The organism is Methylobacterium sp. Leaf112, from assembly GCF_001423295.1.
In the GTDB taxonomy this organism is placed as follows: domain Bacteria; phylum Pseudomonadota; class Alphaproteobacteria; order Rhizobiales; family Beijerinckiaceae; genus Methylobacterium.
The window spans coordinates 541,365-559,365 of sequence record NZ_LMNG01000031.1 but is presented as its reverse complement, the minus strand read 5'-3'; the positions used below and the strand labels follow the sequence as shown (position 1 = coordinate 559,365).

Here is an 18,001-nt window from a genome sequence, read left to right as displayed (position 1 = left end):
TGTAGCCGATCTGACCACCGCCGACGAAGCCGTCGTTGCTGCGGCCGTTGCCGAAGGCGATCGCCTGGGTGGTGCCCGGACGGACCAGGGTGCTGGCGCTGTTCACGCCGATGACGGTCGGGGCGCTGTTGCTGGAGGCGTCGAAGCCGTAACCGGCGTTGAAACCGGCGTAGAAGCCCGTCCAGGTGAACACCGGCACCGGCACGAACACCGGCGGAGCCGCGCGGCGCGGAAGGTCGAAGCCGTAACCGGCGTTGAAACCGGCGTAGAAGCCCGTCCAGGTGAACACCGGCACCGGCACGAACACCGGCGGAGCCGCGCGGCGCGGAAGGTCGGCGGCCGAGGCGACGGCGGTCAGGCCGGCGAGGACGGTCGTGGCGAGAAGCAGTCTTTTCATCGGGGTACTCGGTTCTGGATTGGCGAAAGCCGGCGCGCTTGTAGTCCCTGGACGCCGCGAGGTCTGTCGCTTTCCTGCAACATGAGCATCGGATAACCCAGCACATCTCAACGAAGGGTAAAGGTTAGCCGCAGGTCACCCCGACCTGGATCCGTCGGTGTTCCGGCGCACATTGACAGAATCCTAAGGATAGGACCACCCTGACGGGGGATCGAGGAATTCAAGGCCTGCACACGTCTTCTTGACCGGATCCTGTCCTTGGCATGATCTTGCCACGCAGGCAGACCCATTTGTTTTTTAATGCTGGCTCTGCGCCGGCCCCGGGGCTGCGCCCATCCTGGACGAGTGCCCGCAGGCCTTGCGTCGCGCAAACGGGCAAGCCGGAGATGAACGGCGTCGGCCTCGGCATGAGGCTCTCTTAACCGTGTCCAGCGAGAATAGGCCTCGATCGGCCCGACCGGGCCGCCAGACCGATGATCGCCCCCGCCATGCTTCCTCCCAGCCGTTACATCGACATTCCCCGGGCCGAGGATCCCCTGGAGGAGCGGGACGAGCCCGTGGCCCGGCGGCCCGGCACGCTCCTGCCCTGGACGATCAAGGTGTGCCTGACCCTCGGCCTCGTCGCGCTGGGTACGACCCAGTACCTCTCGCGTGCCGTGGAGAGCGGGACCCTGCGCCAGCGCGAGGCACGGGCGGACGTCATGGACCCCGAGACCACGGGCTCCATCGGCGCGGTCGCGGCCCGCACCACCCTCGATCCCTGCACGGCGTCGGATCTCAGGCGCTGACACGGGACGGGCGCGGCCGCGGCGCACGGTTCAGGCGGCTTCGGCGGCGAGGCCGCCGAACCGTCGCTGCCGGCTCGCGAAGGATCGAAGCGCGACGGCAAGATCGCTTCCGTCGAAATCCGGCCAGTGCCGCTGCGTGAAGTACAGCTCGGCATACGCGCTTTCCCAGAGCAGGAAGTCCGAGAGGCGCTGCTCGCCGCTGGTGCGGATGACGAGATCGACATCCGGCACGGGGCCGCCGCTGACGCGGTGCCCGAACTCGGCGGCGGACGGCGTGCCGGCCTGGGCGGCGGCGGCCAGGATGGCGGCGCGAGCGGAGTAATCGACGGCGATGCGAAGGTGCAGGGCGGTGCCGGCCGCCGTCAGGGCCTCGGCCTGCCCGATGGCCTCGGCGATGCCGTCGGGCAGGCGGTCCCGCCGGCCGATCACGTCGAGGCGCACCCCGGCCCGGGCGAGGCGTCCCGCCTCCTCCCGGAGGTAGCGCCGCAGCAGGCCCATGAGCGCGGCGACCTCGTCCGGCGGACGACGCCAGTTGTCGCCGGAGAAGGCGTAGAGCGTCAGGGTGGCGATGCCCTGGGCCGGCGCCGCCTCCACGACACGACGGATCGCCGCGACTCCGGCCTTGTGGCCCAGGGCCCGGGGCAGGCCCCGCGCCGTGGCCCAACGGCCGTTGCCGTCCATGATGATGCCGACGTGAAGGCCGGCTTGCGGAACGCTTTGCATCGTAAAGTTTCCTGGCGCGTGAAGGTGGGTGCGTCCGGGATCCGGTCGGGCGGCGGCCGGGCGTCCCTCATGAGACTCCCGCCACACCGTTGGACGCAGGGCGGGAGCCGGCAGGGACCGGGAGTCCCGTGGGGTAATCCTCGTGGGATAATCTAGGCCGGCCGGGGCCGGCCGCCGGGCGCGGCGGTTCCCTCTGCGTCCCGGGCCGCCTCGGCGGCATCGCGCACCACGCGTTCCAGGACGGCGAGGTAGTCGAGGAAGCGCCGGCGCCCGGCGGCCGTCAGGCCGCAGGTGGTCTGGGGCCGGTTGCCGTCGTAACCCTTGCGGATCTCCACGAGGCCGGCCTCCTGCAGCACCTGGAGGTGGCGGCTGAGATTGCCGTCCGTGAGGCCGCACAGCTGCTTCAGGCTGGCGAAGGCGAGCCCCTTCGGATGGGCGATGAGCGAGGTGAGGAGGCCGAGGCGGGCCTTCTCGTGGATGACCCGGTCGAGCCCGTCATAGGCGAACGGGGCGTCGGTGCCGGGGACGTCCTGGGGGGGAATTGGGGCGGGCGGGGTGTCAGATCTCGGCATCGTCGGCCTCCGAAGCGGCACGGACCACCAGCGCCATCAGGCCCTGGCCGACGGCGAAGGGCAGACCCATCGCCCAGGGTGAGAGACTGCGCTCCCAGCCCGTGACCACGAGCACCGCGAGGCCCGCGACGAGGTACCAGGCCGCCACGAGGGCGACGCCGCGCGGCATGACCCGGACCCCGGCGAAGATGCCGAGGCTGACGAGCACCTGCCACAGGCCCGGCAGCAGCCACAGGCTTTCGGGCGAGACCCGCGCGAGGACCAGGGCGAGGAGCGCCCCGGCCGCCCCCGCCGGCAGGAACTGCTCCACGGCGTCGTGGATCATCGCATCCCCGAGACCGCCCGTGTGTCGGCGGGCACGGGCCCGCATTTCCGCCCCGACGAGGCCGAGGGCGATGACGGCCGTGGCGACCCAGGCCCCGAAGAACAGCAGCGGCCGTGCATCCGGATCGTCGAGCAGAAGGGTCTGCGCCGTGGCGGTGGCGAGGGCCAGCCCGGCGGTGGCCGCAAAGGCCGCCGGGCCGTAGCCGCTGAAGGCGGTGCCGCGCACGAGCTGCGAGCGGATGGCGACGATGTCGGCCAGGGCCTTGTCGAGATCGGTCATGCCGCGCCTCTCAAACTCTATGGTGCAAAGTATACGGCCTCGCAAAGCCGACGCAAGGGGTTTCTTTGCCATGCAAAGGCCGGGCGTCAGGCGCCCCCGAGGAGCGCCGCGAGGGCCGGGGACAGGCCGGTGCTCGCGAGGGTGGGGGCGGCCCTCCCGAGCCCCCCTGCCCCGGCGGCAGCCAGCACCGCCCGGGTGCCGGCCTCCACCGAGCAGAGAACCGGTACGGGAACGGCGGGCTGGATGCGCGCGGCGAGACCGGCCAGGGCCGCGCCGCCCAGGATCACGGCCTCGGCGCCGTCCACCTCGGCGCAGGCGCGGCAGGCGGCGGCGAGCTGGCTCAGGGCCGCGTCGGGATCGGCGGCGATCTCGCCGCCCGTCGGGGCGACGGTGCGGACGCAGGCCAACCGGTCGGACAGGCCGAGGGTGGCGACGAACTCCGTCAGCATCGGTCCCCACAGGACCCCACCCGTGACGATGGCGAAGCGTCCGCCGGCCCCGCAGGCCGCGCGGCAGGCGGCCTCGGCCATGCCGACCACCGGCACCCGCGAGACTTCGCGCAGGGCCATCAGCCCCGGATCGCCGAAGCAGGCGAGGTAGACCGCGTCGCACCCGTCGCCATGCGCCGCCAGGGCATCGAGGGCGGCGTGGCCGGCGATGGCGGAGGCCGCCCGGCTCGCGATGTAGCGGGCGCCGAAGCGTCCGGTCACGGCCACGATCTCGGCCGCCCCGCCGGCGATTCCCCGGACATGACCCGCCACCAGATCGGTGACCCCTTGCGTGGTGTTGGGATTGATGAGGAGGATCCGCGGGGGACGTTCGCTCGCGCGGACGATCGTCGATACGCCGTGGGACATCGCTCACCCCTCTCCGCCGCAGCATCGCCGGCCGTCGGAGCGACGGTGCTGCAGGCATCGCGCCGTTGGCAAGAGGCCGGGTTGGGCAAGAGGCCGGGCTGGGCAAGAGACCGGGCTCGATCGAGAGCCCCGGGCCGACGGCGTGGATAAATCTCCGCCGCACCGCCGGCTCGATTGACAAGCCGGCACGAGGCTCTAATTGTCCCCGCAACGCGTGTGCGCGGCGGGTCGTGTGTCGAAACCGCCCCTTGAAGCCGTCGCCGTGTCGATGCACTCCGCGCCGGTCGGTCGATTTCCCGCGCGCAACGGTTCTCATAGAATATGTCTTTTGCCGACCTCGGATTGAGCGACAAGGTCCTTCAGGCCGTCACGGCGGCCGGGTACACCGAGCCGACGCCGATCCAGGCCCAGGCCATCCCCCATGTGCTGGCCCGGCGCGACGTGCTGGGCATCGCCCAGACCGGCACCGGCAAGACGGCGGCCTTCACGCTGCCCATGCTGACCCTGCTGGAGAACGGCCGGGCGCGCGCCCGCATGCCGCGCACCCTCATCCTGGAGCCGACGCGTGAACTCGCCGCCCAGGTGGTGGAGAATTTCGATCGCTACGGCGTCAACCACAAGCTCAACGTGGCGCTCATCATCGGCGGCGTCTCCTTCGCCGACCAGGACGCCAAGCTCATGCGCGGCACCGACGTGCTCATCGCCACGCCGGGCCGGCTCCTCGACCATTTCGAGCGCGGCAAGCTCCTGCTCACGGGCGTCGAGCTCCTCGTCATCGACGAGGCCGACCGGATGCTCGACATGGGCTTCATCCCCGACATCGAGCGCATCGTGAAGATGGTGCCGTTCACCCGGCAGACCCTGTTCTTCTCGGCCACCATGCCGCCGGAGATCGAGCGGCTGGCCGACATGTTCCTGCATACGCCCCAGCGGATCGAGGTGGCCCGGCCCGCCTCCACCGCCGAGACCATCGTGCAGAAGCTGGTCGCCACGGGCTCCGAGGGCCACGAGAAGCGCGACCTCCTGCGCCGGCTCATCCGGGGCGAGGCCGAGCTCAACAACGGCATCATCTTCTGCAACCGCAAGCGCGACGTGGCGCTCCTGCAGAAGTCGCTCGCGAGCCACGGCTTCAACGTCGCGGCGCTCCACGGCGACATGGACCAGCGCGCCCGCACCATCGCGCTGGACGGCTTCCGCTCCGGCGAGGTGCCGCTGCTGGTGGCCTCCGACGTCGCCGCCCGCGGCCTCGACATCCCGGCCGTGAGCCACGTCTTCAACTTCGACGTGCCCCACCACCCGGAGGATTACGTCCACCGCATCGGCCGCACGGGCCGCGCCGGTCGCGCCGGCCACGCCTTCACCCTGGTGACCCGCTCCGACGAGCGCTCCATCACCGCCATCGAGAGCCTGATCGGCCAGCCGATCCCCTGGGCCGAGGGCGACCTCGGTGCCCTGCCGGAACCCTCCGCCGCCGCTCCGGCGAGCGAGGACGCGCCGACCCGCACCCGCCATCGCGGCAAGTCCGGCGAGACCCTACGCCGCCGGGGCGGTGGCGAGGCCGCGCGCGATCCCGCCCGGTCCGAGCCGCGGGCGCGCAAGGGCGGTGCCCGCCGGGGCAGCCCCGAGCGCGGACCGGCCCCGACGGTCGAGGCCGTGCCCGAGGCCGTCGTCGCACCGGTGCCGAGCCGGCCCCGCGAGCCCGCTCCCCAGCGCACGGAGCCGCGGCGCGACGAGCGCCGGCCTGCGCCCCGACGCCGCGGTGACGAGGATGACGGCGAGACGCCCGTCGGCCTCGGCTCGCACGTTCCGGCCTTCCTCCTGCGCCCGGCCGTGATCAAGACGCCCAAATAACCGCCCGGCCCCGGAAGCCGACGAACAGCCGTCCTCCCGCGACCCGAGTTTGGGCCGAAGCACCCGTGAAACGGGTCGCATTACCCGCGAAACGGGAGGAGGTCCGCGGCTCTTAACGGCCTCTCCACGATCTACCGGATAGGGTGCGCCTTCGGCTCTCCCCCGGTCGGCGAGAGGCCGGGAACGATCGCGTGGTTGGACGGACAATGGGCGGCAGTCAGGGTGACCGGGATCGGACCTTTGCGCTGGCCGAACGGGCCAATGCGCTGATGCGGGAGTACGGCCCTTCGGCGACGCCGCGGGCCTACACGGTCTGGTACACCTACGTGTCCGGCCTGCAGCCCACGATGAACGAAGCCGTCAAGCGTCTCACGGCGAAGGGCGCCCTGCTCGATTCCGACATCGACACCCTCTACGAAACCTATCTCGACGGGGAGCGCCTGGCGCGCGCGGCCGAGCGCACGAGCAGCACGGTGCTCTCCGAGATCGAGGGCGTCATGGAGGTGCTCGATCTCTCGCTGGGGTCCACGGCGCAGTACGGCGAATCCCTGCGGATCCTGTCGGACGATCTCGGCGGCTCGGGACTGGACCGGGCCCGCGTCCACGAAATCGTCGGCGCCCTCGTGGCCACCACCCGCGAGGTGACGTCCAACAACCGTGCCCTCGAGGCACGCATGCGCGAGAGCCGCAAGGAGATCGAATCCCTGCGCGAGACCCTGGAGGCGACCCGCCTCGAGAGCCTCACCGACCCGCTCACGGGCCTGTCGAACCGCAAGCAGTTCGAGGAGAGCCTGCACGCCATGGTCGAGGAATCCGTGGCCGACCGGGCACCGGCGAGCCTCATCGTCATCGACGTCGACTTCTTCAAACGCTTCAACGACGTTTACGGTCACCTCACGGGCGATCAGGTCCTGCGCCTCGTCGCCCTGGTGATGCGCGAGCACATCACCGCCCGCGCCACCCTGGCGCGCTTCGGCGGCGAGGAATTCGGCATCCTTCTGCCCGGAACGGACCGGGCCGAGGCCTGTGTCCTGGCCGAGAAGGTCCGCGCCAGCGTGATGGGACGCGACCTCGTCAAGCGCTCCACGGGGGAGTCGCTCGGCAAGATCACCATCTCCCTGGGGGTTGCCGCCGCGCGTTCCACGGACACCGCCGTGTCGCTGCTGGAGCGAGCGGACCAGTGCATGTTCAGGGCAAAGCGCGACGGCCGCAACCGCACGGTGGACGACGCCGAACCGCTGCCCCTGCCTGACGTCGCCTGACACCCGACAGGAGGGGCCAAGCAGGCGGCCGCTCTAGCGAGACCCGCTCAGGGCCTCAGGCCGAGGCGCGTGCGGCGGCCGGGGCGACGGCCTCGGGGTTCACGGGCGTGATCGCCACGGACTCGCCGCAGCCGCAGGCCGAGGTCTGGTTCGGGTTGTTGAACACGAACTGCGAAGCGAGCTTGGTGGAGGTGAAGTCCATCTGGGTGCCGAGCAGGAACAGCAGCGCCTTCGGATCGACGAAGACCTTCACGCCACGATCCTCGACCATGTCCTCGCCGGGCTTCTGCCCGTCCGCGTATTCCATGGTGTAAGACATGCCGGCGCAGCCGCCGTTCTTCACGCCCACCCGCAGGCCGGCGATGGGACGGTCGGCATCGGCGATGATCGCCTTGATCCGCGTCGCCGCCGCGTCGGTGAGCGAGAGGACTTTGAAATTCGAAGCCATGGGGTCTCTCCGGCAGCCGGGTTCAAGGCCCGGGCGGTTGAGGATGATCGGACGCGGTTAAGATAAGGATTGCGCGGGCCGTGGTCTACCACCCCTCACGCAGGTGCCGATGCCGCGTGCTAGACTGGCCGGATCGAGGAACCACCATGGCCGATGCCGCACGCCTCAGCATGACGCCCGAGGATTTCTTCGTCCGGCAGCGCGACCAGGACGAACTCTATGAACTCGTCGACGGTCACCCGGTGCCGCGACACCGGATGATGACCGGGGCGAGCATGCAGCACGACCGGGCGACGGTGAACACCATCGTGAGTTTGGGAACGCAGCTGCGCGGGAAATCCTGCCGCCCGACGACGGCCGACATCCCGGTCCGGACCAGCATCCGGGGCCTCCGTCGGCCCGACGTGATGGTCGAGTGCGCCCCTTGGTGCCCGATACCGACGAGGCGCGCGAGCCCAGGCTCGTCGTGGAGGTGGCGTCGCCCTCGACCACGACGATCGATCAGACCCGCAAGGTCGAGGAGTACAAGCGCCACCCGACGCTGACCACCATCCTGCTCGTCGAGACCGTGACGCCGCAGGACCTGCTCTACCGGCGCGGCGCGGACGGCTGGGAGATCGAGACCTTCGAGGGACTGGAGGCCGCTATCGACCTGCCCGACATCGGCGCGACGCTGGCGATGGCCGACATCTACGACGGGCTCACCTTCCCGGCGCGCCGGGATCTCGCCAGCGAAGGCTGAACGCGGCTACCACATGTCCAGGGCGACGCGGGCCTCGTCGGACATGCGGCTCTGATCCCACGGCGGATCGAACACCATGGTGACGGCGCAGGCCTGGACGCCCGGCACGGCCGCGACCGCGGTCTCGACCCAGCCCGGCATCTCACCGGCCACGGGACAGCCCGGGGCGGTCAGGGTCATGTCGATGGCGACCGTGCGGTCGTCGGCGATGTCGACCTTGTAGATCAGGCCGAGCTCGTAGATGTCGGCCGGGATCTCCGGATCGTAGACGCTTTTCAGCGCCGCCACGATGTCGTCGGTGAGACGGTCGAGCTCCTCCGGCGGGATCGCCGAGGCGCTGGCGATGGCGGGGGTGTTGGCCCCGCCGGTGATGGCTGAATCGCTCATGGTTGGTCCTCGTGAGGGTCGGGGATCGTGTCCGATCCCCGACATGCGCCGCCCGGGCGGCGGCGCGCAGTCGCACTTGTGGCGGGCCCGCCGCTGGGATTCCCGATCAGGCGAACATCATCTCGGCCTTGGCCAGGGCCTCGGCGAGGGCGTCCACCTCTTCCCTGGTGTTATACAGTCCGAACGAGGCGCGACAGGTGGAGGTCGCACCGAAGCGCGTCAGCAGCGGCATGGCGCAGTGGGTCCCGGCCCGGATGGCGACGCCGTAGCGGTCGATCACCGTGGCGATGTCGTGGGCATGCGCGCCCTTCATCTCGAAGGCGATGACGCCGCCCTTGTCCTTGGCCGTACCGATCATCCGCACGGAGTTCATCGCCCCGAGCCGCTCCTGCGCATAGGCGAGGAGCGACGCCTCATGCGCGGCTATGTTCTCGCGGCCGAGGGTCATCATGAATTCCAGCGCCGCGCCGAGGCCGACCGCCTCGACGATCGCCGGCGTGCCCGCCTCGAAGCGGTGGGGCGGGTCGTTGTAGGTGATGGAGTCCTGGGCGACCGTGCGGATCATCTCGCCGCCGCCCTGGTAGGGGGGCAGGCGCTCCAGCCATTCCTTCTTGCCGTAGAGCACGCCGATGCCGGTCGGCCCGTACACCTTGTGCCCGGTGAAGACGAAGAAGTCGCAATCGAGCGCCTTCACGTCGATGGGCTGGTGGACCGCGCTCTGTGCCCCGTCGAGGAGCACCGGCACGCCGTGCGCGTGGGCGATGCGCACGATCTCGGCCGCCGGCGTCACCGTGCCGAGCACGTTCGACATGTGCGTGATCGCCACCATTTTCGTGCGGGGCGAGAAGAGCTTCTCGTATTCCTCGACGAGGAAGTTGCCCTCGTCGTCGACGGGCGCCCACTTGATCACCGCACCGCGTCGTTCCCGCAAAAAGTGCCAGGGCACGATGTTGGAATGGTGCTCCATGATCGAGAGGATGATCTCGTCGCCCTCGCCGATCTGGCCGAGCAGCCCCATGGAGGAGGCCACGAGGTTGTAGGCCTCCGTGGCGTTGCGTGTGAAGATGATCTCGTCGGTGGAGTCGGCGTTGAGGAACTGCCGGGTGGTCTCGCGCGCGCCCTCGAAGCCCTCGGTCGCGGCGTTCGCCATGAAGTGCAGCCCGCGATGGACGTTGGCGTAGCCGGTCTCCATGCAGCCCACCATGGCGTCGATGACCGCGCGCGGCTTCTGCGAGGAGGCCGCGTTGTCGAGATAGACCAGGGGCTTGCCGTAGACTTTCTGGGCCAGGATCGGGAACTCCGCCCGGATCGCCTGGACGTCGTAGGGGGTGTTCGGGACGGGTGCGTTCATGGCGATACCTGTTGGGTGTCGGACGTGCGCGACCCTCCCCCCTTCTGCGGGGGGAGGGTCTTGGCAGGGTGCGCTCAGCCGCGCGCCTTCAACCACGCCTCGACGGTGCCGATCAGCGCCGCGCGGGCGCCCTCGTGGCCGACAGACTCGATGGCAGCCCCCAGGAAGGCCTGGACCAGTAGGCTTTCGGCTTCCGCCTTCGGCAGCCCGCGCTGCATGAGGTAGAACAGGAGATCGTCGTCGAGGGCCCCGCAGGTGGCGCCGTGGCCGCAGGCGACGTCGTCGGCGAAGATCTCGAGCTCGGGCTTGTTCATCATCTGCCCTTCGTCGGACAGGATGAGGCAGGCCGACATCATCTTGCCGTCGGTCTGCTGGGCCGCCTGCTGGACGATGATCTTGCCCTGGAACACGCCCGTGGCGGCCCCGTCCACCACGGTCTTGAACAGCTCACGGCTGACCCCGCCCGTGGCGGCGTGGTCGGCGAGGAAGGTGGTGTCGGCCAATTGCTTGCCGTTGAGCATGGCGGCGCCGTTGACTACCGCGCGGGCGTCGGCCCCGGCGAAGTTGAGGTAGACCTGATGGCGCGAGAGCACGGCGCCCACCACCACGTTGACGGTCTCGATGGCGGACTCGGCACCGAGCCGGGCCGACAGGGTCGAGAGCGCCACGGCCTCGCGGCCTTCCGCATTGAGGCGCGCGTGCCGGAAGGTGGCGCGATCGCCGATGACCACGTCCACGGCGTCGTTGGGCTGGTAAGCGATGCCGTCCGGCCCCTCGTGGCTCTCGAGGATCAGCGCCTCCGCGCCCTCACCCAGGGTCACGAGCACGCGCGTGGCGGTCGAATAGGCCTCCGTGCCGGTGCCGATGAAGCGCAGATGCAGCGGCGTCTCGACCTTGGCGCCGGCCTCCACCGAGATCAGGGCACCGTCCGCCAGGAAGGCGGTGTTGAGCTGATAGATCGCGTTTTCGGAGGCCTGCTTCACCGGGGTCAGCTGCGCGAGGCGTGCATCCCCATCGGTCAGGGCTTGCGTGAGCGGCGTCACGGTGATGCCGGCCGGAATGCGGGTGAGGTCGGATTCGGCCTCGATGAGATGGCCATTGACGAAGGTGAGGCGCACGGCCTCGATCCCGGCAAAGCCCTTGGCCTCGGCGGACGCCGCCTTGGCGGTCTCGGCCGAGGGCATCTCCGCCGGATGGGCGGCATCGCGGAACGCCGAGCGGAGATCCGTGTACTTGAACGCCTCGACGCGGCGGGTGGGCAGGCCGACCGCCTCGAAGTAGCGGAACGCCTCCTCGCGGGCGATGGACACGCCCGTGGGGTACTTCATCCTGGTGGCTTCGAAGAGCTTGGACAGCCCGGTCTCGGCCGCGGTGCGGAGGGGGGTGATGTCGGCCATGATCAGGCAGCCTCGCCGGTGCGGTACTCGGCGTAGCCCGACGCTTCGAGGGCCTTGGCGAGATCCTTGTCGCCCGACTTCACGATCTGGCCCTGCGACATGACGTGGACCACGTCCGGCACGATGTAGTCGAGCAGGCGCTGGTAGTGGGTGATGACGAGGAACGAGCGGCCCTGTGCACGGAGCGCGTTCACGCCGCCGGAGACGATGCGCAGGGCATCGATGTCGAGGCCGGAATCGGTCTCGTCGAGCACGCAGAACTTCGGCTCCAAGAGGGCCATCTGCAGGATCTCCATGCGCTTCTTCTCGCCGCCGGAGAACCCGACGTTGAGGGCGCGCTTGAGCATCTCCTTGTTGATCTCCAGCTTTTCAGCCGCCGCGTTCACCTTGCGGATGAAGTCCGGCGTTGTCAGCTCGCCCTCGCCGCGCGCCCTGCGCTGGGCGTTGAGCGTCGCCTTGAGGAAGGTCATGGTGCCGACGCCCGGGATCTCCAGCGGGTACTGGAACGCCAGGAACACGCCGCTCGCGGCGCGCTCGTCGGGGCTCATCTCGAGGATGTTCACGCCGTCGAGGAGGATCTCGCCGCTGGTGACCTCGTAGTCCTCTTTCCCCGCGATGACGTACGAGAGAGTCGACTTGCCCGAGCCGTTCGGCCCCATGATGGCAGCGACCTCGCCGTCCTTCACGGTGAGGTTGAGACCGTTGAGGATCTGCTTGTCCTCGATGGCGACGGTGAGGTTCTTGATTTCGATCATTTTAGTCTAAGTCCTTCAAACCATTCATCGTGCATCGCTTTGAGGAACGCGATGTCCTTGGCCGGAAGGCCTGAACGATCGCCGATCACCGCGTCGATGTTGCACCGTGGACACAAGGCGGTTTCCTCGCGAGGAAGCCAGTCCCTGATCTCGTCCGGCAGGAATACAGCAAGGCAAAAGAAGCAACCGCATGCGACGCTACTCGTCACCTCTTCAGCATGCCGAGCGCTATGCTTATGCACAGATCTCAGCATGCTCTTTTCGTAGGCCACTACGAGAGGCTTAGCCCACCGAGCCTTCGAGGCTGATCGAGATCAGCTTCTGGGCCTCGACGGCGAACTCCATCGGCAGCTGCTGCAGCACGTCGCGGACGAAGCCGTTGACGATGAGCGCGGTCGCCTCCTCGTTGGAGAGGCCACGCTGCTGGCAGTAGAACATCTGGTCTTCCGAGATCTTCGAGGTGGTGGCCTCGTGCTCGAACTGCGCGGAGGAATTCTTCGACTCGATATAGGGCACGGTGTGCGCGCCGCACTGGTCTCCGATGAGGAGCGAGTCGCAGTTGGTGAAGTTGCGCGCGCCCGTCGCCTTGCGGTGCGCCGAGACGAGGCCCCGGTAGGTGTTCTGCGAGCGTCCGGCCGAGATGCCCTTCGAGATGATCCGGCTGGTGGTGTTCTTGCCCAGATGGATCATCTTGGTGCCGGAATCGACCTGCTGCATGCCGTTCGACACGGCGATGGAGTAGAACTCGCCCCGCGAATTGTCGCCGCGCAGGATGCAGGACGGGTACTTCCAGGTGATGGCCGAGCCGGTCTCGACCTGCGTCCACGAGATCTTCGAGTTGGCGCCACGGCAATCGCCGCGCTTGGTCACGAAGTTGTAGATGCCGCCCTTGCCGTCGTTGTCGCCCGGATACCAGTTCTGGACCGTCGAGTACTTGATCTCGGCGTCGTCGAGGGCAACGAGCTCGACGACCGCCGCGTGGAGCTGGTTGTCGTCGCGCTTCGGGGCGGTGCAGCCCTCGAGGTACGAGACGTAACTACCCTTGTCGGCGATGATCAGGGTCCGCTCGAACTGGCCGGTGTCGCGCTCGTTGATGCGGAAATAGGTCGACAGCTCCATCGGGCAGCGTACGCCCGGCGGAATATAGACGAACGATCCGTCGGAGAAGACCGCCGAGTTGAGCGTCGCGAAGAAGTTGTCGGTCACGGGCACGACCGAGCCGAGGTACTTCTTGATGAGGTCCGGATACTCGCGGATGGCTTCCGAGATCGGCATGAAGATCACGCCGGCCTTCGACAGTTCGGCCTTGAAGGTGGTGGCCACCGAGACCGAGTCGAACACCGCGTCGACGGCGACCCGGCGCTCGGGGGCGATGCCCTCCAGCACCTCGACCTCGCGGAGCGGAATGCCGAGTTTTTCGTACGTTTTCAGAATTTCTGGATCGATTTCATCCAAGGACATGGCGGCAGGCCGCTTCGGGGCCGCATAGTAATAAATATCCTTGTAGTCGACCTTGTCATAGGAGACCCGGGCCCAGTCGGGCTCCTGCATGGTCTGCCAGCGCTTGTAGGCGTCGAGGCGCCAGGCGAGCATCCACTCGGGCTCTTCCTTCTTGGCCGAGATGAAGCGGATCACGTCCTCGGAGATGCCCTTTTCGGACTTCTCCATCTCGATGGTGGTCTCGAATCCATACTTGTACTGGTCGAGGTCGATGGATCGGACCCGGTCGATGGTTTCCTGCACGGCAGGCATTGGCGTCTCCTGATCGACCCGGCGTCAAGGGCCGGGCGTGTTCGCGAGAAATGGTTTGGGCGGGCCGCCGGTCAGGCGGCCTGCCCTCGCCGTCGATATAGGGTGTCGACGAGGCGTTCGCAGGCGGCGAGACAGCGCGTCCCGTCGCTTATCGTGCTGTTCCACCCGAGACTGACGCGCAGGGCCCCTGCGGCCAGGGCGGGGCTGACGCCCATGGCGGCGAGGACCGGTGAGCGGGCGACCTTGCCCGACGCGCAGGCCGACCCGGACGAGAGCGCGACGCCGGCGAGATCCAGCGCCATCAGGGCCGTCGGCGCATCGAGGCCCGGAATGGAGAAGCTCACGGTGTTGGGCAGGCGCGGTGCGGCCTCGCCGAACACCACGAGGTCGGGCGCCAAGGCCCGCAGCCCTGCCTCGATGGTATCCCGCAGAGCCTCCTGCGTCTCGCCGAGCCCGACCATCTCGGCCGCCACCCCCATGCCGACGAGGCCCGACAGGTTCTCGGTGCCGCCGCGCAGGCGCCCCTCCTGGCCGCCGCCCCGCAGGAACGCCGAATCCAAGGTGACGCCCTCGGCGAGCACCAGGGCGCCGACGCCCCGGGGGGCGGCGAACTTGTGGCCCGAGAGGGTGAGGGCATCGAGGCCGAGGCCGGAAAAATCGAGCGGGATCTTGCCCACCGCCTGCACGGCGTCGGAATGGACGAGGGCCCGGCCGTGGCCGCGCGCCAGGGCGACGACCTCGGCGAGCGGCTGGATCACGCCGGTCTCGTTGTTGGCCGCATGAACCGAGACGAGGACGCCCTCCCCCCGGTGCCGGTCGAGGCAGGCGGCGAGGGCGGCGAGATCGATGATGCCGCTGGCATCCACCGGAACCACGTCGACGCGCTCGGCCGGGAAGCGATGGCCGGCCGACACGCAGGCATGTTCGGTGGCACCGATCACCAGCCGGGTCGGCGCCGGCTCGCCGGATCGGCGCAGGGCACCGGACAGCACGGTGTTGGCGGCCTCGGTGCCGCCGCTCGTGAACACGACCCGCCCCGAGCCGACGCCGACGAGGCCGCCCACCCGCACGCGCGCGCGCTCCAGGGCGGCGCGGGCCGCACGCCCCTCGGCATGCACCGAGGACGGGTTGCCCGGGAGGGCGAGCGCCCGCGCCACGGCCGCAGCGACCTCCGGCCGAACCGGCGAGGTCGCGTTGTGGTCGAGATAGGCGCGCGGCGAAGTCATGTTGGCGAAGTCATGGGGCGAAAACCACTGGCGGTCTCAAGGTCGAGGACGACAAATCCTTGCTTTTGCCCCCCACGATCATGCTAAGGCGCCGAAGAACCATGTTCCGACACCCCGTCGTGCAAGGGACGCAGCGACCCGGACGCGCCCGAACCGCTTGTTTAGAATAATTCTAGTCCACTAGAACCATTCTAAGAGCGCTTTTAAGTTCGTGCCCCGTCGAGTCAAGGCGTTCCGCGCGGGGCCTGCGTTGCGTCTGCCGTCGCGCGCCACGTCCTGAAGCTTGTGAGAGATCCATGCCCGAAGTCATCTTCACCGGTCCGGCCGGCCGTCTCGAGGGACGCTACCAGGCCCCCAAGAAGAAGGGCGCGCCCATCGCCATCGTGCTCCACCCGCACCCGCAGTTCGGTGGCACGATGAACAATCAGATCGTGTACAATCTGTTCTACACCTTCGCCAACCGGGGCTTTGCCGCCCTGCGGTTCAACTTCCGCGGGGTCGGACGCAGCCAGGGCGCGTTCGATCACGGCACCGGCGAACTCTCCGACGCCGCCTCGGCCCTCGACTGGGTGCAGTCGGTCAACCCGGAGGCCCGCGCCTGCTGGATCGCCGGCGTGTCGTTCGGATCGTGGATCGGGATGCAGCTGCTCATGCGGCGCCCGGAGATCGAGGGCTTCATCTCCATCGCCGCCATGGCCAACCGCTACGATTTCACCTTCCTGGCGCCGTGCCCGTCGTCGGGCCTGTTCGTCCACGGCTCCGAGGACCGGGTGGCCCCGGCCCGCGAGGTGATGCCGGTGATCGAGAAGGTGAAGGTGCAGAAGGGCGTCATCATCGAGCACCAGATGGTCGAGGGCGCCAACCACTTCTTCGACGGCAAGGTCGACGAGCTGACCCAGACCGTGGACACCTACCTCGACAAGCGCCTCGGCACGAAGGAAATGACCGCCTGAGGTGGACTCGCCGCAACCGGACTTGCCGCGTTCCCCTTCCCTCACGGGGAGGGGGTCTAGCCCCGGTAAGCCACCAGCACGGCCCCCGTGGCGATGAACGCCACCCCGAGCCAGTTCGCCGGGGACAGCCGCTCGCCGAGGAAGACAGCCCCGAAGATCGCCACCAGCACCACGCTCAGCTTGTCGACGGGTGCGACACGGCCGGCTTCGCCGAGTTTGAGAGCGCGAAAGTAGCAGATCCACGAGCCCCCGGTGGCGAGGCCCGACAGGACCAGAAACACGTAGGTCCGGCCCGACACCGACCCGAAGGGCTGCCACTGCCCGGTGCCAACGAGAATGGCACCGAGCGCGCAGAGAATGACGATGGTCCGGATGAAGGTGGCGAAATCAGAATTGACGTTGGCGATCCCCACCTTCGCGAAGATCGCGGTCAGGGCCGCGAAGGCGGCCGAGAGCAGCGCCCAGAACGGCCAGGACCCGAGCAGGGATTTCACGGAGCGACGCCCGCCGAGAACCGATCCCAGTCATCAGGAAGGGCAACACCCAGTAGAGTCGTCACAGTCCCCTCAATGCTGGGGAGCCGTGGTGAAGGCGCCGCCGCGGATCCGGTCCGGGAAGCCCTCGGCGTAGCGGGCGGTCGCCTCCTCGCCGTAGGTCATCACCAGCTCCTGGAACGCCGCGAACAGGGCGGCCTGGGCCATGCAGTCGCCGTCGAGGCCGTCGAGACAGCCTTCGGCGAAGGCCTCCGACACGTAGCCGAGCGCGGCGCGCTTGCTGTCGATATCCGCCTCGAAGGGCGCTTGGGCTGATTCAGCGTGCATGGCCACAGCATCGTTGGCGCCGAAGAAACGCTCGGCACGTTGGGATGATGATAGGGCGCACGGCCGGGCCCGCAAAGCCAGGAATTGCGAAGCGGTTAACGCCGGCGCTCGAATTGCGCGGATTCAGCCTTGCCCGCGCGGGTGTGGCCCAGCCGCATCATCCCCCGAACCGGCTCGCCAGGGCATGCGACAGACGCTCGCCCTCGGTCACGAACCGGGTGGCCGCCTCCTGCGCCGACGGGGTGCAGACCCGGTAGGTCAGGGCGTAGCCGCGATAGCCCCGGTTGTAGGCGCCGGCGAGGCGATCGCGCCGCCCGGGGGTCACGCCCTCGGCTTCCAGCAGCGCCTTCATCCGCACGGGCCACTGGCCCGCATCGGGGGCGGTGCAGAGCTCGCGCAGGAACGCCAGCGCCCCGACGATCTCGGAAAGCCGCATCAGGTCGCGGTCGTAGGGCGCCGGCGGCGGCTCGGGGGCGGGGGCCGGCTCCTTCTCGGCCGGCCTGTCGCTCCGGGGGGCGGCGCGGGCGGCGCCCCCCCGCCCCTGCTGGGCCTCGGCCCCCGGAATCGTCGCCAGAATCAGGCAGAGGGCGAGAGCGGCAACCGGTCCGGGCTTCGTCACGCGGCGGGTGTCCCGGGCAGTTCGGATATTCCACACCCGGCGACCCGGGCGAACGCGGCCGCCACGGTGCCGTCGAGGCCGGGCGTGGTGTCGAGGCCGGCGAGGTCGGCCAGGGTCGCCCAGCGCACGGCGAGCGCCTCGGGCCCCGGCGCCGGTTCGCCACCGGTCCACAGGGCGGCGTGGGGATGGACGACGTAATGGTGGCGGGTCCGGCCGTCCTCGGCCCGCAGGATGATCTCCGTCGGGGCCAGCACACCCACCACCGCGGCCGTGAGGCCGACCTCTTCGCGGAGCTCCCGCAGGGCGGCGTCGGCGAGCGCCTCGCCGGCCTCGACCAGGCCGCCCGGCAGGGTCCAGACGCCGCGCATGGGCGCGTTCGCCCGGGCGGCGACGAGCACCCGGTCGCCCCGGATCACCGCGATGGAGGCGCCGACGAAGGGCCGCGTCGGGAACAGGCGCGTGGCGTCGTCGGGCGATGCCGGTTCACTCATGGACG

General features: G+C 69.3%; 21 protein-coding genes and 1 pseudogene. 5 read left to right on the top strand and 17 right to left on the bottom strand.

Annotated features, from left to right (window positions below; translation table 11 throughout):
• Nucleotides 1-397 (bottom strand): annotated as a pseudogene (locus ASF52_RS18370) (hypothetical protein); the annotation flags it as partial.
• 488 nt (nucleotides 398-885) lie between these two features.
• Between ASF52_RS18370 and ASF52_RS18365 the strand changes: the two are divergent.
• Nucleotides 886-1,185: a hypothetical protein gene (locus tag ASF52_RS18365; protein WP_156368958.1), complete on the top strand. Its 300-nt coding sequence runs from the start codon at nucleotides 886-888 to the stop codon at nucleotides 1,183-1,185.
• A 30-nt stretch (nucleotides 1,186-1,215) separates the two neighbouring features.
• On the opposite strand, the gene ASF52_RS18360 is transcribed toward ASF52_RS18365, so the two are convergent.
• The 4 genes from ASF52_RS18360 to ASF52_RS18345 all read right to left on the bottom strand — a co-directional run bounded on the left by ASF52_RS18360 (nucleotide 1,216) and on the right by ASF52_RS18345 (nucleotide 3,941).
• On the bottom strand, nucleotides 1,216-1,908 hold the full coding sequence (locus ASF52_RS18360; RefSeq protein ID WP_056174925.1) for a di-trans,poly-cis-decaprenylcistransferase: 693 nt from the start codon (nucleotides 1,906-1,908) through the stop codon (nucleotides 1,216-1,218).
• Nucleotides 1,909-2,060: 152 nt separating this feature from the next.
• Nucleotides 2,061-2,480: a transcriptional regulator gene (locus tag ASF52_RS18355; protein WP_056174922.1), complete on the bottom strand. Its 420-nt coding sequence runs from the start codon at nucleotides 2,478-2,480 to the stop codon at nucleotides 2,061-2,063.
• Nucleotides 2,467-3,084, bottom strand: coding sequence for a hypothetical protein (locus ASF52_RS18350; protein WP_056174919.1), 618 nt, complete (start codon nucleotides 3,082-3,084; stop codon nucleotides 2,467-2,469). Before ASF52_RS18350 ends, ASF52_RS18355 begins: the two co-directional genes overlap by 14 nt.
• Before the next feature lie 86 nt (nucleotides 3,085-3,170).
• Nucleotides 3,171-3,941 carry an aspartate/glutamate racemase family protein gene (locus ASF52_RS18345; RefSeq protein ID WP_056174917.1) on the bottom strand — a complete coding sequence of 257 codons (771 nt, stop codon included), beginning with the start codon at nucleotides 3,939-3,941 and terminating at the stop codon, nucleotides 3,171-3,173.
• Nucleotides 3,942-4,262: 321 nt separating this feature from the next.
• Between ASF52_RS18345 and ASF52_RS18340 the strand changes: the two genes are divergently transcribed.
• Nucleotides 4,263-5,792, top strand: coding sequence for a DEAD/DEAH box helicase (locus ASF52_RS18340; RefSeq protein ID WP_056174915.1), 1,530 nt, complete (start codon nucleotides 4,263-4,265; stop codon nucleotides 5,790-5,792).
• 206 nt (nucleotides 5,793-5,998) lie between these two features.
• Complete coding sequence (locus tag ASF52_RS18335; protein ID WP_056174914.1) at nucleotides 5,999-7,054, top strand: GGDEF domain-containing protein; 1,056 nt, start codon at nucleotides 5,999-6,001, stop codon at nucleotides 7,052-7,054.
• Nucleotides 7,055-7,109: 55 nt separating this feature from the next.
• Here the strand turns inward: ASF52_RS18335 and ASF52_RS18330 are convergent, their stop codons facing one another.
• Nucleotides 7,110-7,502 carry a HesB/IscA family protein gene (locus tag ASF52_RS18330; RefSeq protein ID WP_056174912.1) on the bottom strand — a complete coding sequence of 131 codons (393 nt, stop codon included), beginning with the start codon at nucleotides 7,500-7,502 and terminating at the stop codon, nucleotides 7,110-7,112.
• A 427-nt stretch (nucleotides 7,503-7,929) separates the two neighbouring features.
• Between ASF52_RS18330 and ASF52_RS23340 the strand changes: the two genes are divergently transcribed.
• The gene (locus ASF52_RS23340) at nucleotides 7,930-8,244 is read left to right on the top strand and encodes a Uma2 family endonuclease (RefSeq protein WP_244473861.1); all 315 of its coding nucleotides are present in this window, start codon (nucleotides 7,930-7,932) and stop codon (nucleotides 8,242-8,244) included.
• A gap of 6 nt (nucleotides 8,245-8,250) precedes the next feature.
• Here ASF52_RS23340 and ASF52_RS18320 read toward each other — a convergent pair whose 3' ends face one another.
• From ASF52_RS18320 to ASF52_RS18295, 7 genes are all read right to left on the bottom strand, one after another.
• Nucleotides 8,251-8,631, bottom strand: coding sequence for an SUF system Fe-S cluster assembly protein (locus ASF52_RS18320; protein ID WP_056095958.1), 381 nt, complete (start codon nucleotides 8,629-8,631; stop codon nucleotides 8,251-8,253).
• Between the two features lie 106 nt (nucleotides 8,632-8,737).
• Nucleotides 8,738-9,982 carry a cysteine desulfurase gene (locus tag ASF52_RS18315; protein ID WP_056174910.1) on the bottom strand — a complete coding sequence of 415 codons (1,245 nt, stop codon included), beginning with the start codon at nucleotides 9,980-9,982 and terminating at the stop codon, nucleotides 8,738-8,740.
• Between the two features lie 74 nt (nucleotides 9,983-10,056).
• On the bottom strand, nucleotides 10,057-11,379 hold the full coding sequence (gene sufD / locus ASF52_RS18310; RefSeq protein ID WP_056174908.1) for a Fe-S cluster assembly protein SufD: 1,323 nt from the start codon (nucleotides 11,377-11,379) through the stop codon (nucleotides 10,057-10,059).
• A gap of 2 nt (nucleotides 11,380-11,381) precedes the next feature.
• Complete coding sequence (sufC, locus tag ASF52_RS18305) at nucleotides 11,382-12,134, bottom strand: Fe-S cluster assembly ATPase SufC (RefSeq protein ID WP_056174905.1); 753 nt, start codon at nucleotides 12,132-12,134, stop codon at nucleotides 11,382-11,384.
• Nucleotides 12,131-12,388 carry a cytoplasmic protein gene (locus ASF52_RS22220; RefSeq protein WP_082478895.1) on the bottom strand — a complete coding sequence of 86 codons (258 nt, stop codon included), beginning with the start codon at nucleotides 12,386-12,388 and terminating at the stop codon, nucleotides 12,131-12,133. The genes sufC and ASF52_RS22220 overlap by 4 nt, the downstream gene beginning before the upstream one ends.
• Nucleotides 12,389-12,416: 28 nt before the next feature.
• Nucleotides 12,417-13,886: a Fe-S cluster assembly protein SufB gene (gene sufB, locus ASF52_RS18300; RefSeq protein WP_056174903.1), complete on the bottom strand. Its 1,470-nt coding sequence runs from the start codon at nucleotides 13,884-13,886 to the stop codon at nucleotides 12,417-12,419.
• 71 nt (nucleotides 13,887-13,957) lie between these two features.
• Complete coding sequence (locus ASF52_RS18295) at nucleotides 13,958-15,112, bottom strand: cysteine desulfurase family protein (protein ID WP_056174902.1); 1,155 nt, start codon at nucleotides 15,110-15,112, stop codon at nucleotides 13,958-13,960.
• A 296-nt stretch (nucleotides 15,113-15,408) separates the two neighbouring features.
• Here ASF52_RS18295 and ASF52_RS18290 point away from each other — a divergent pair, with 296 nt between their 5' ends.
• Nucleotides 15,409-16,065, top strand: coding sequence for an alpha/beta hydrolase (locus ASF52_RS18290; RefSeq protein WP_056174900.1), 657 nt, complete (start codon nucleotides 15,409-15,411; stop codon nucleotides 16,063-16,065).
• A gap of 56 nt (nucleotides 16,066-16,121) precedes the next feature.
• On the opposite strand, the gene ASF52_RS18285 is transcribed toward ASF52_RS18290, so the two are convergent.
• From ASF52_RS18285 to ASF52_RS18270, 4 genes are all read right to left on the bottom strand, one after another.
• Nucleotides 16,122-16,559, bottom strand: coding sequence for an EamA family transporter (locus ASF52_RS18285; RefSeq protein ID WP_056174898.1), 438 nt, complete (start codon nucleotides 16,557-16,559; stop codon nucleotides 16,122-16,124).
• A 72-nt stretch (nucleotides 16,560-16,631) separates the two neighbouring features.
• Nucleotides 16,632-16,886, bottom strand: a complete 255-nt coding sequence (locus tag ASF52_RS18280) for a hypothetical protein (RefSeq protein WP_056174896.1) — start codon at nucleotides 16,884-16,886, stop codon at nucleotides 16,632-16,634.
• 157 nt (nucleotides 16,887-17,043) lie between these two features.
• Nucleotides 17,044-17,505 carry a TIGR02301 family protein gene (locus tag ASF52_RS18275; RefSeq protein ID WP_056174893.1) on the bottom strand — a complete coding sequence of 154 codons (462 nt, stop codon included), beginning with the start codon at nucleotides 17,503-17,505 and terminating at the stop codon, nucleotides 17,044-17,046.
• Entirely contained in the window at nucleotides 17,502-17,996 is a 495-nt protein-coding gene (locus ASF52_RS18270) for an NUDIX hydrolase (protein ID WP_056174891.1), read from the bottom strand. The genes ASF52_RS18275 and ASF52_RS18270 overlap by 4 nt, the downstream gene beginning before the upstream one ends.
• Nucleotides 17,997-18,001: the final 5 nt, after the last annotated feature.

Excerpts from the sequence above, each read along its gene's own strand:
- sufB (WP_056174903.1), bottom strand. The coding sequence starts at position 13,886 with ATGCCTGCCGTGCAGGAAACCATCGACCGGGTCCGATCCATCGACCTC.
- ASF52_RS18365 (WP_156368958.1), top strand. The coding sequence starts at position 886 with ATGCTTCCTCCCAGCCGTTACATCGACATTCCCCGGGCCGAGGATCCC.
- sufC (WP_056174905.1), bottom strand. The coding sequence starts at position 12,134 with ATGATCGAAATCAAGAACCTCACCGTCGCCATCGAGGACAAGCAGATC.
- ASF52_RS18350 (WP_056174919.1), bottom strand. The coding sequence starts at position 3,084 with ATGACCGATCTCGACAAGGCCCTGGCCGACATCGTCGCCATCCGCTCG.
- ASF52_RS18320 (WP_056095958.1), bottom strand. The coding sequence starts at position 8,631 with ATGAGCGATTCAGCCATCACCGGCGGGGCCAACACCCCCGCCATCGCC.
- ASF52_RS18280 (WP_056174896.1), bottom strand. The coding sequence starts at position 16,886 with ATGCACGCTGAATCAGCCCAAGCGCCCTTCGAGGCGGATATCGACAGC.
- ASF52_RS18290 (WP_056174900.1), top strand. The coding sequence starts at position 15,409 with ATGCCCGAAGTCATCTTCACCGGTCCGGCCGGCCGTCTCGAGGGACGC.
- ASF52_RS18355 (WP_056174922.1), bottom strand. The coding sequence starts at position 2,480 with ATGCCGAGATCTGACACCCCGCCCGCCCCAATTCCCCCCCAGGACGTC.
- ASF52_RS18295 (WP_056174902.1), bottom strand. The coding sequence starts at position 15,112 with ATGACTTCGCCGCGCGCCTATCTCGACCACAACGCGACCTCGCCGGTT.
- ASF52_RS18330 (WP_056174912.1), bottom strand. The coding sequence starts at position 7,502 with ATGGCTTCGAATTTCAAAGTCCTCTCGCTCACCGACGCGGCGGCGACG.
- ASF52_RS18340 (WP_056174915.1), top strand. The coding sequence starts at position 4,263 with ATGTCTTTTGCCGACCTCGGATTGAGCGACAAGGTCCTTCAGGCCGTC.
- ASF52_RS18360 (WP_056174925.1), bottom strand. The coding sequence starts at position 1,908 with ATGCAAAGCGTTCCGCAAGCCGGCCTTCACGTCGGCATCATCATGGAC.
- ASF52_RS18270 (WP_056174891.1), bottom strand. The coding sequence starts at position 17,996 with ATGAGTGAACCGGCATCGCCCGACGACGCCACGCGCCTGTTCCCGACG.
- ASF52_RS18335 (WP_056174914.1), top strand. The coding sequence starts at position 5,999 with ATGGGCGGCAGTCAGGGTGACCGGGATCGGACCTTTGCGCTGGCCGAA.
- ASF52_RS18315 (WP_056174910.1), bottom strand. The coding sequence starts at position 9,982 with ATGAACGCACCCGTCCCGAACACCCCCTACGACGTCCAGGCGATCCGG.
- ASF52_RS18345 (WP_056174917.1), bottom strand. The coding sequence starts at position 3,941 with ATGTCCCACGGCGTATCGACGATCGTCCGCGCGAGCGAACGTCCCCCG.
- ASF52_RS22220 (WP_082478895.1), bottom strand. The coding sequence starts at position 12,388 with ATGCTGAGATCTGTGCATAAGCATAGCGCTCGGCATGCTGAAGAGGTG.
- sufD (WP_056174908.1), bottom strand. The coding sequence starts at position 11,379 with ATGGCCGACATCACCCCCCTCCGCACCGCGGCCGAGACCGGGCTGTCC.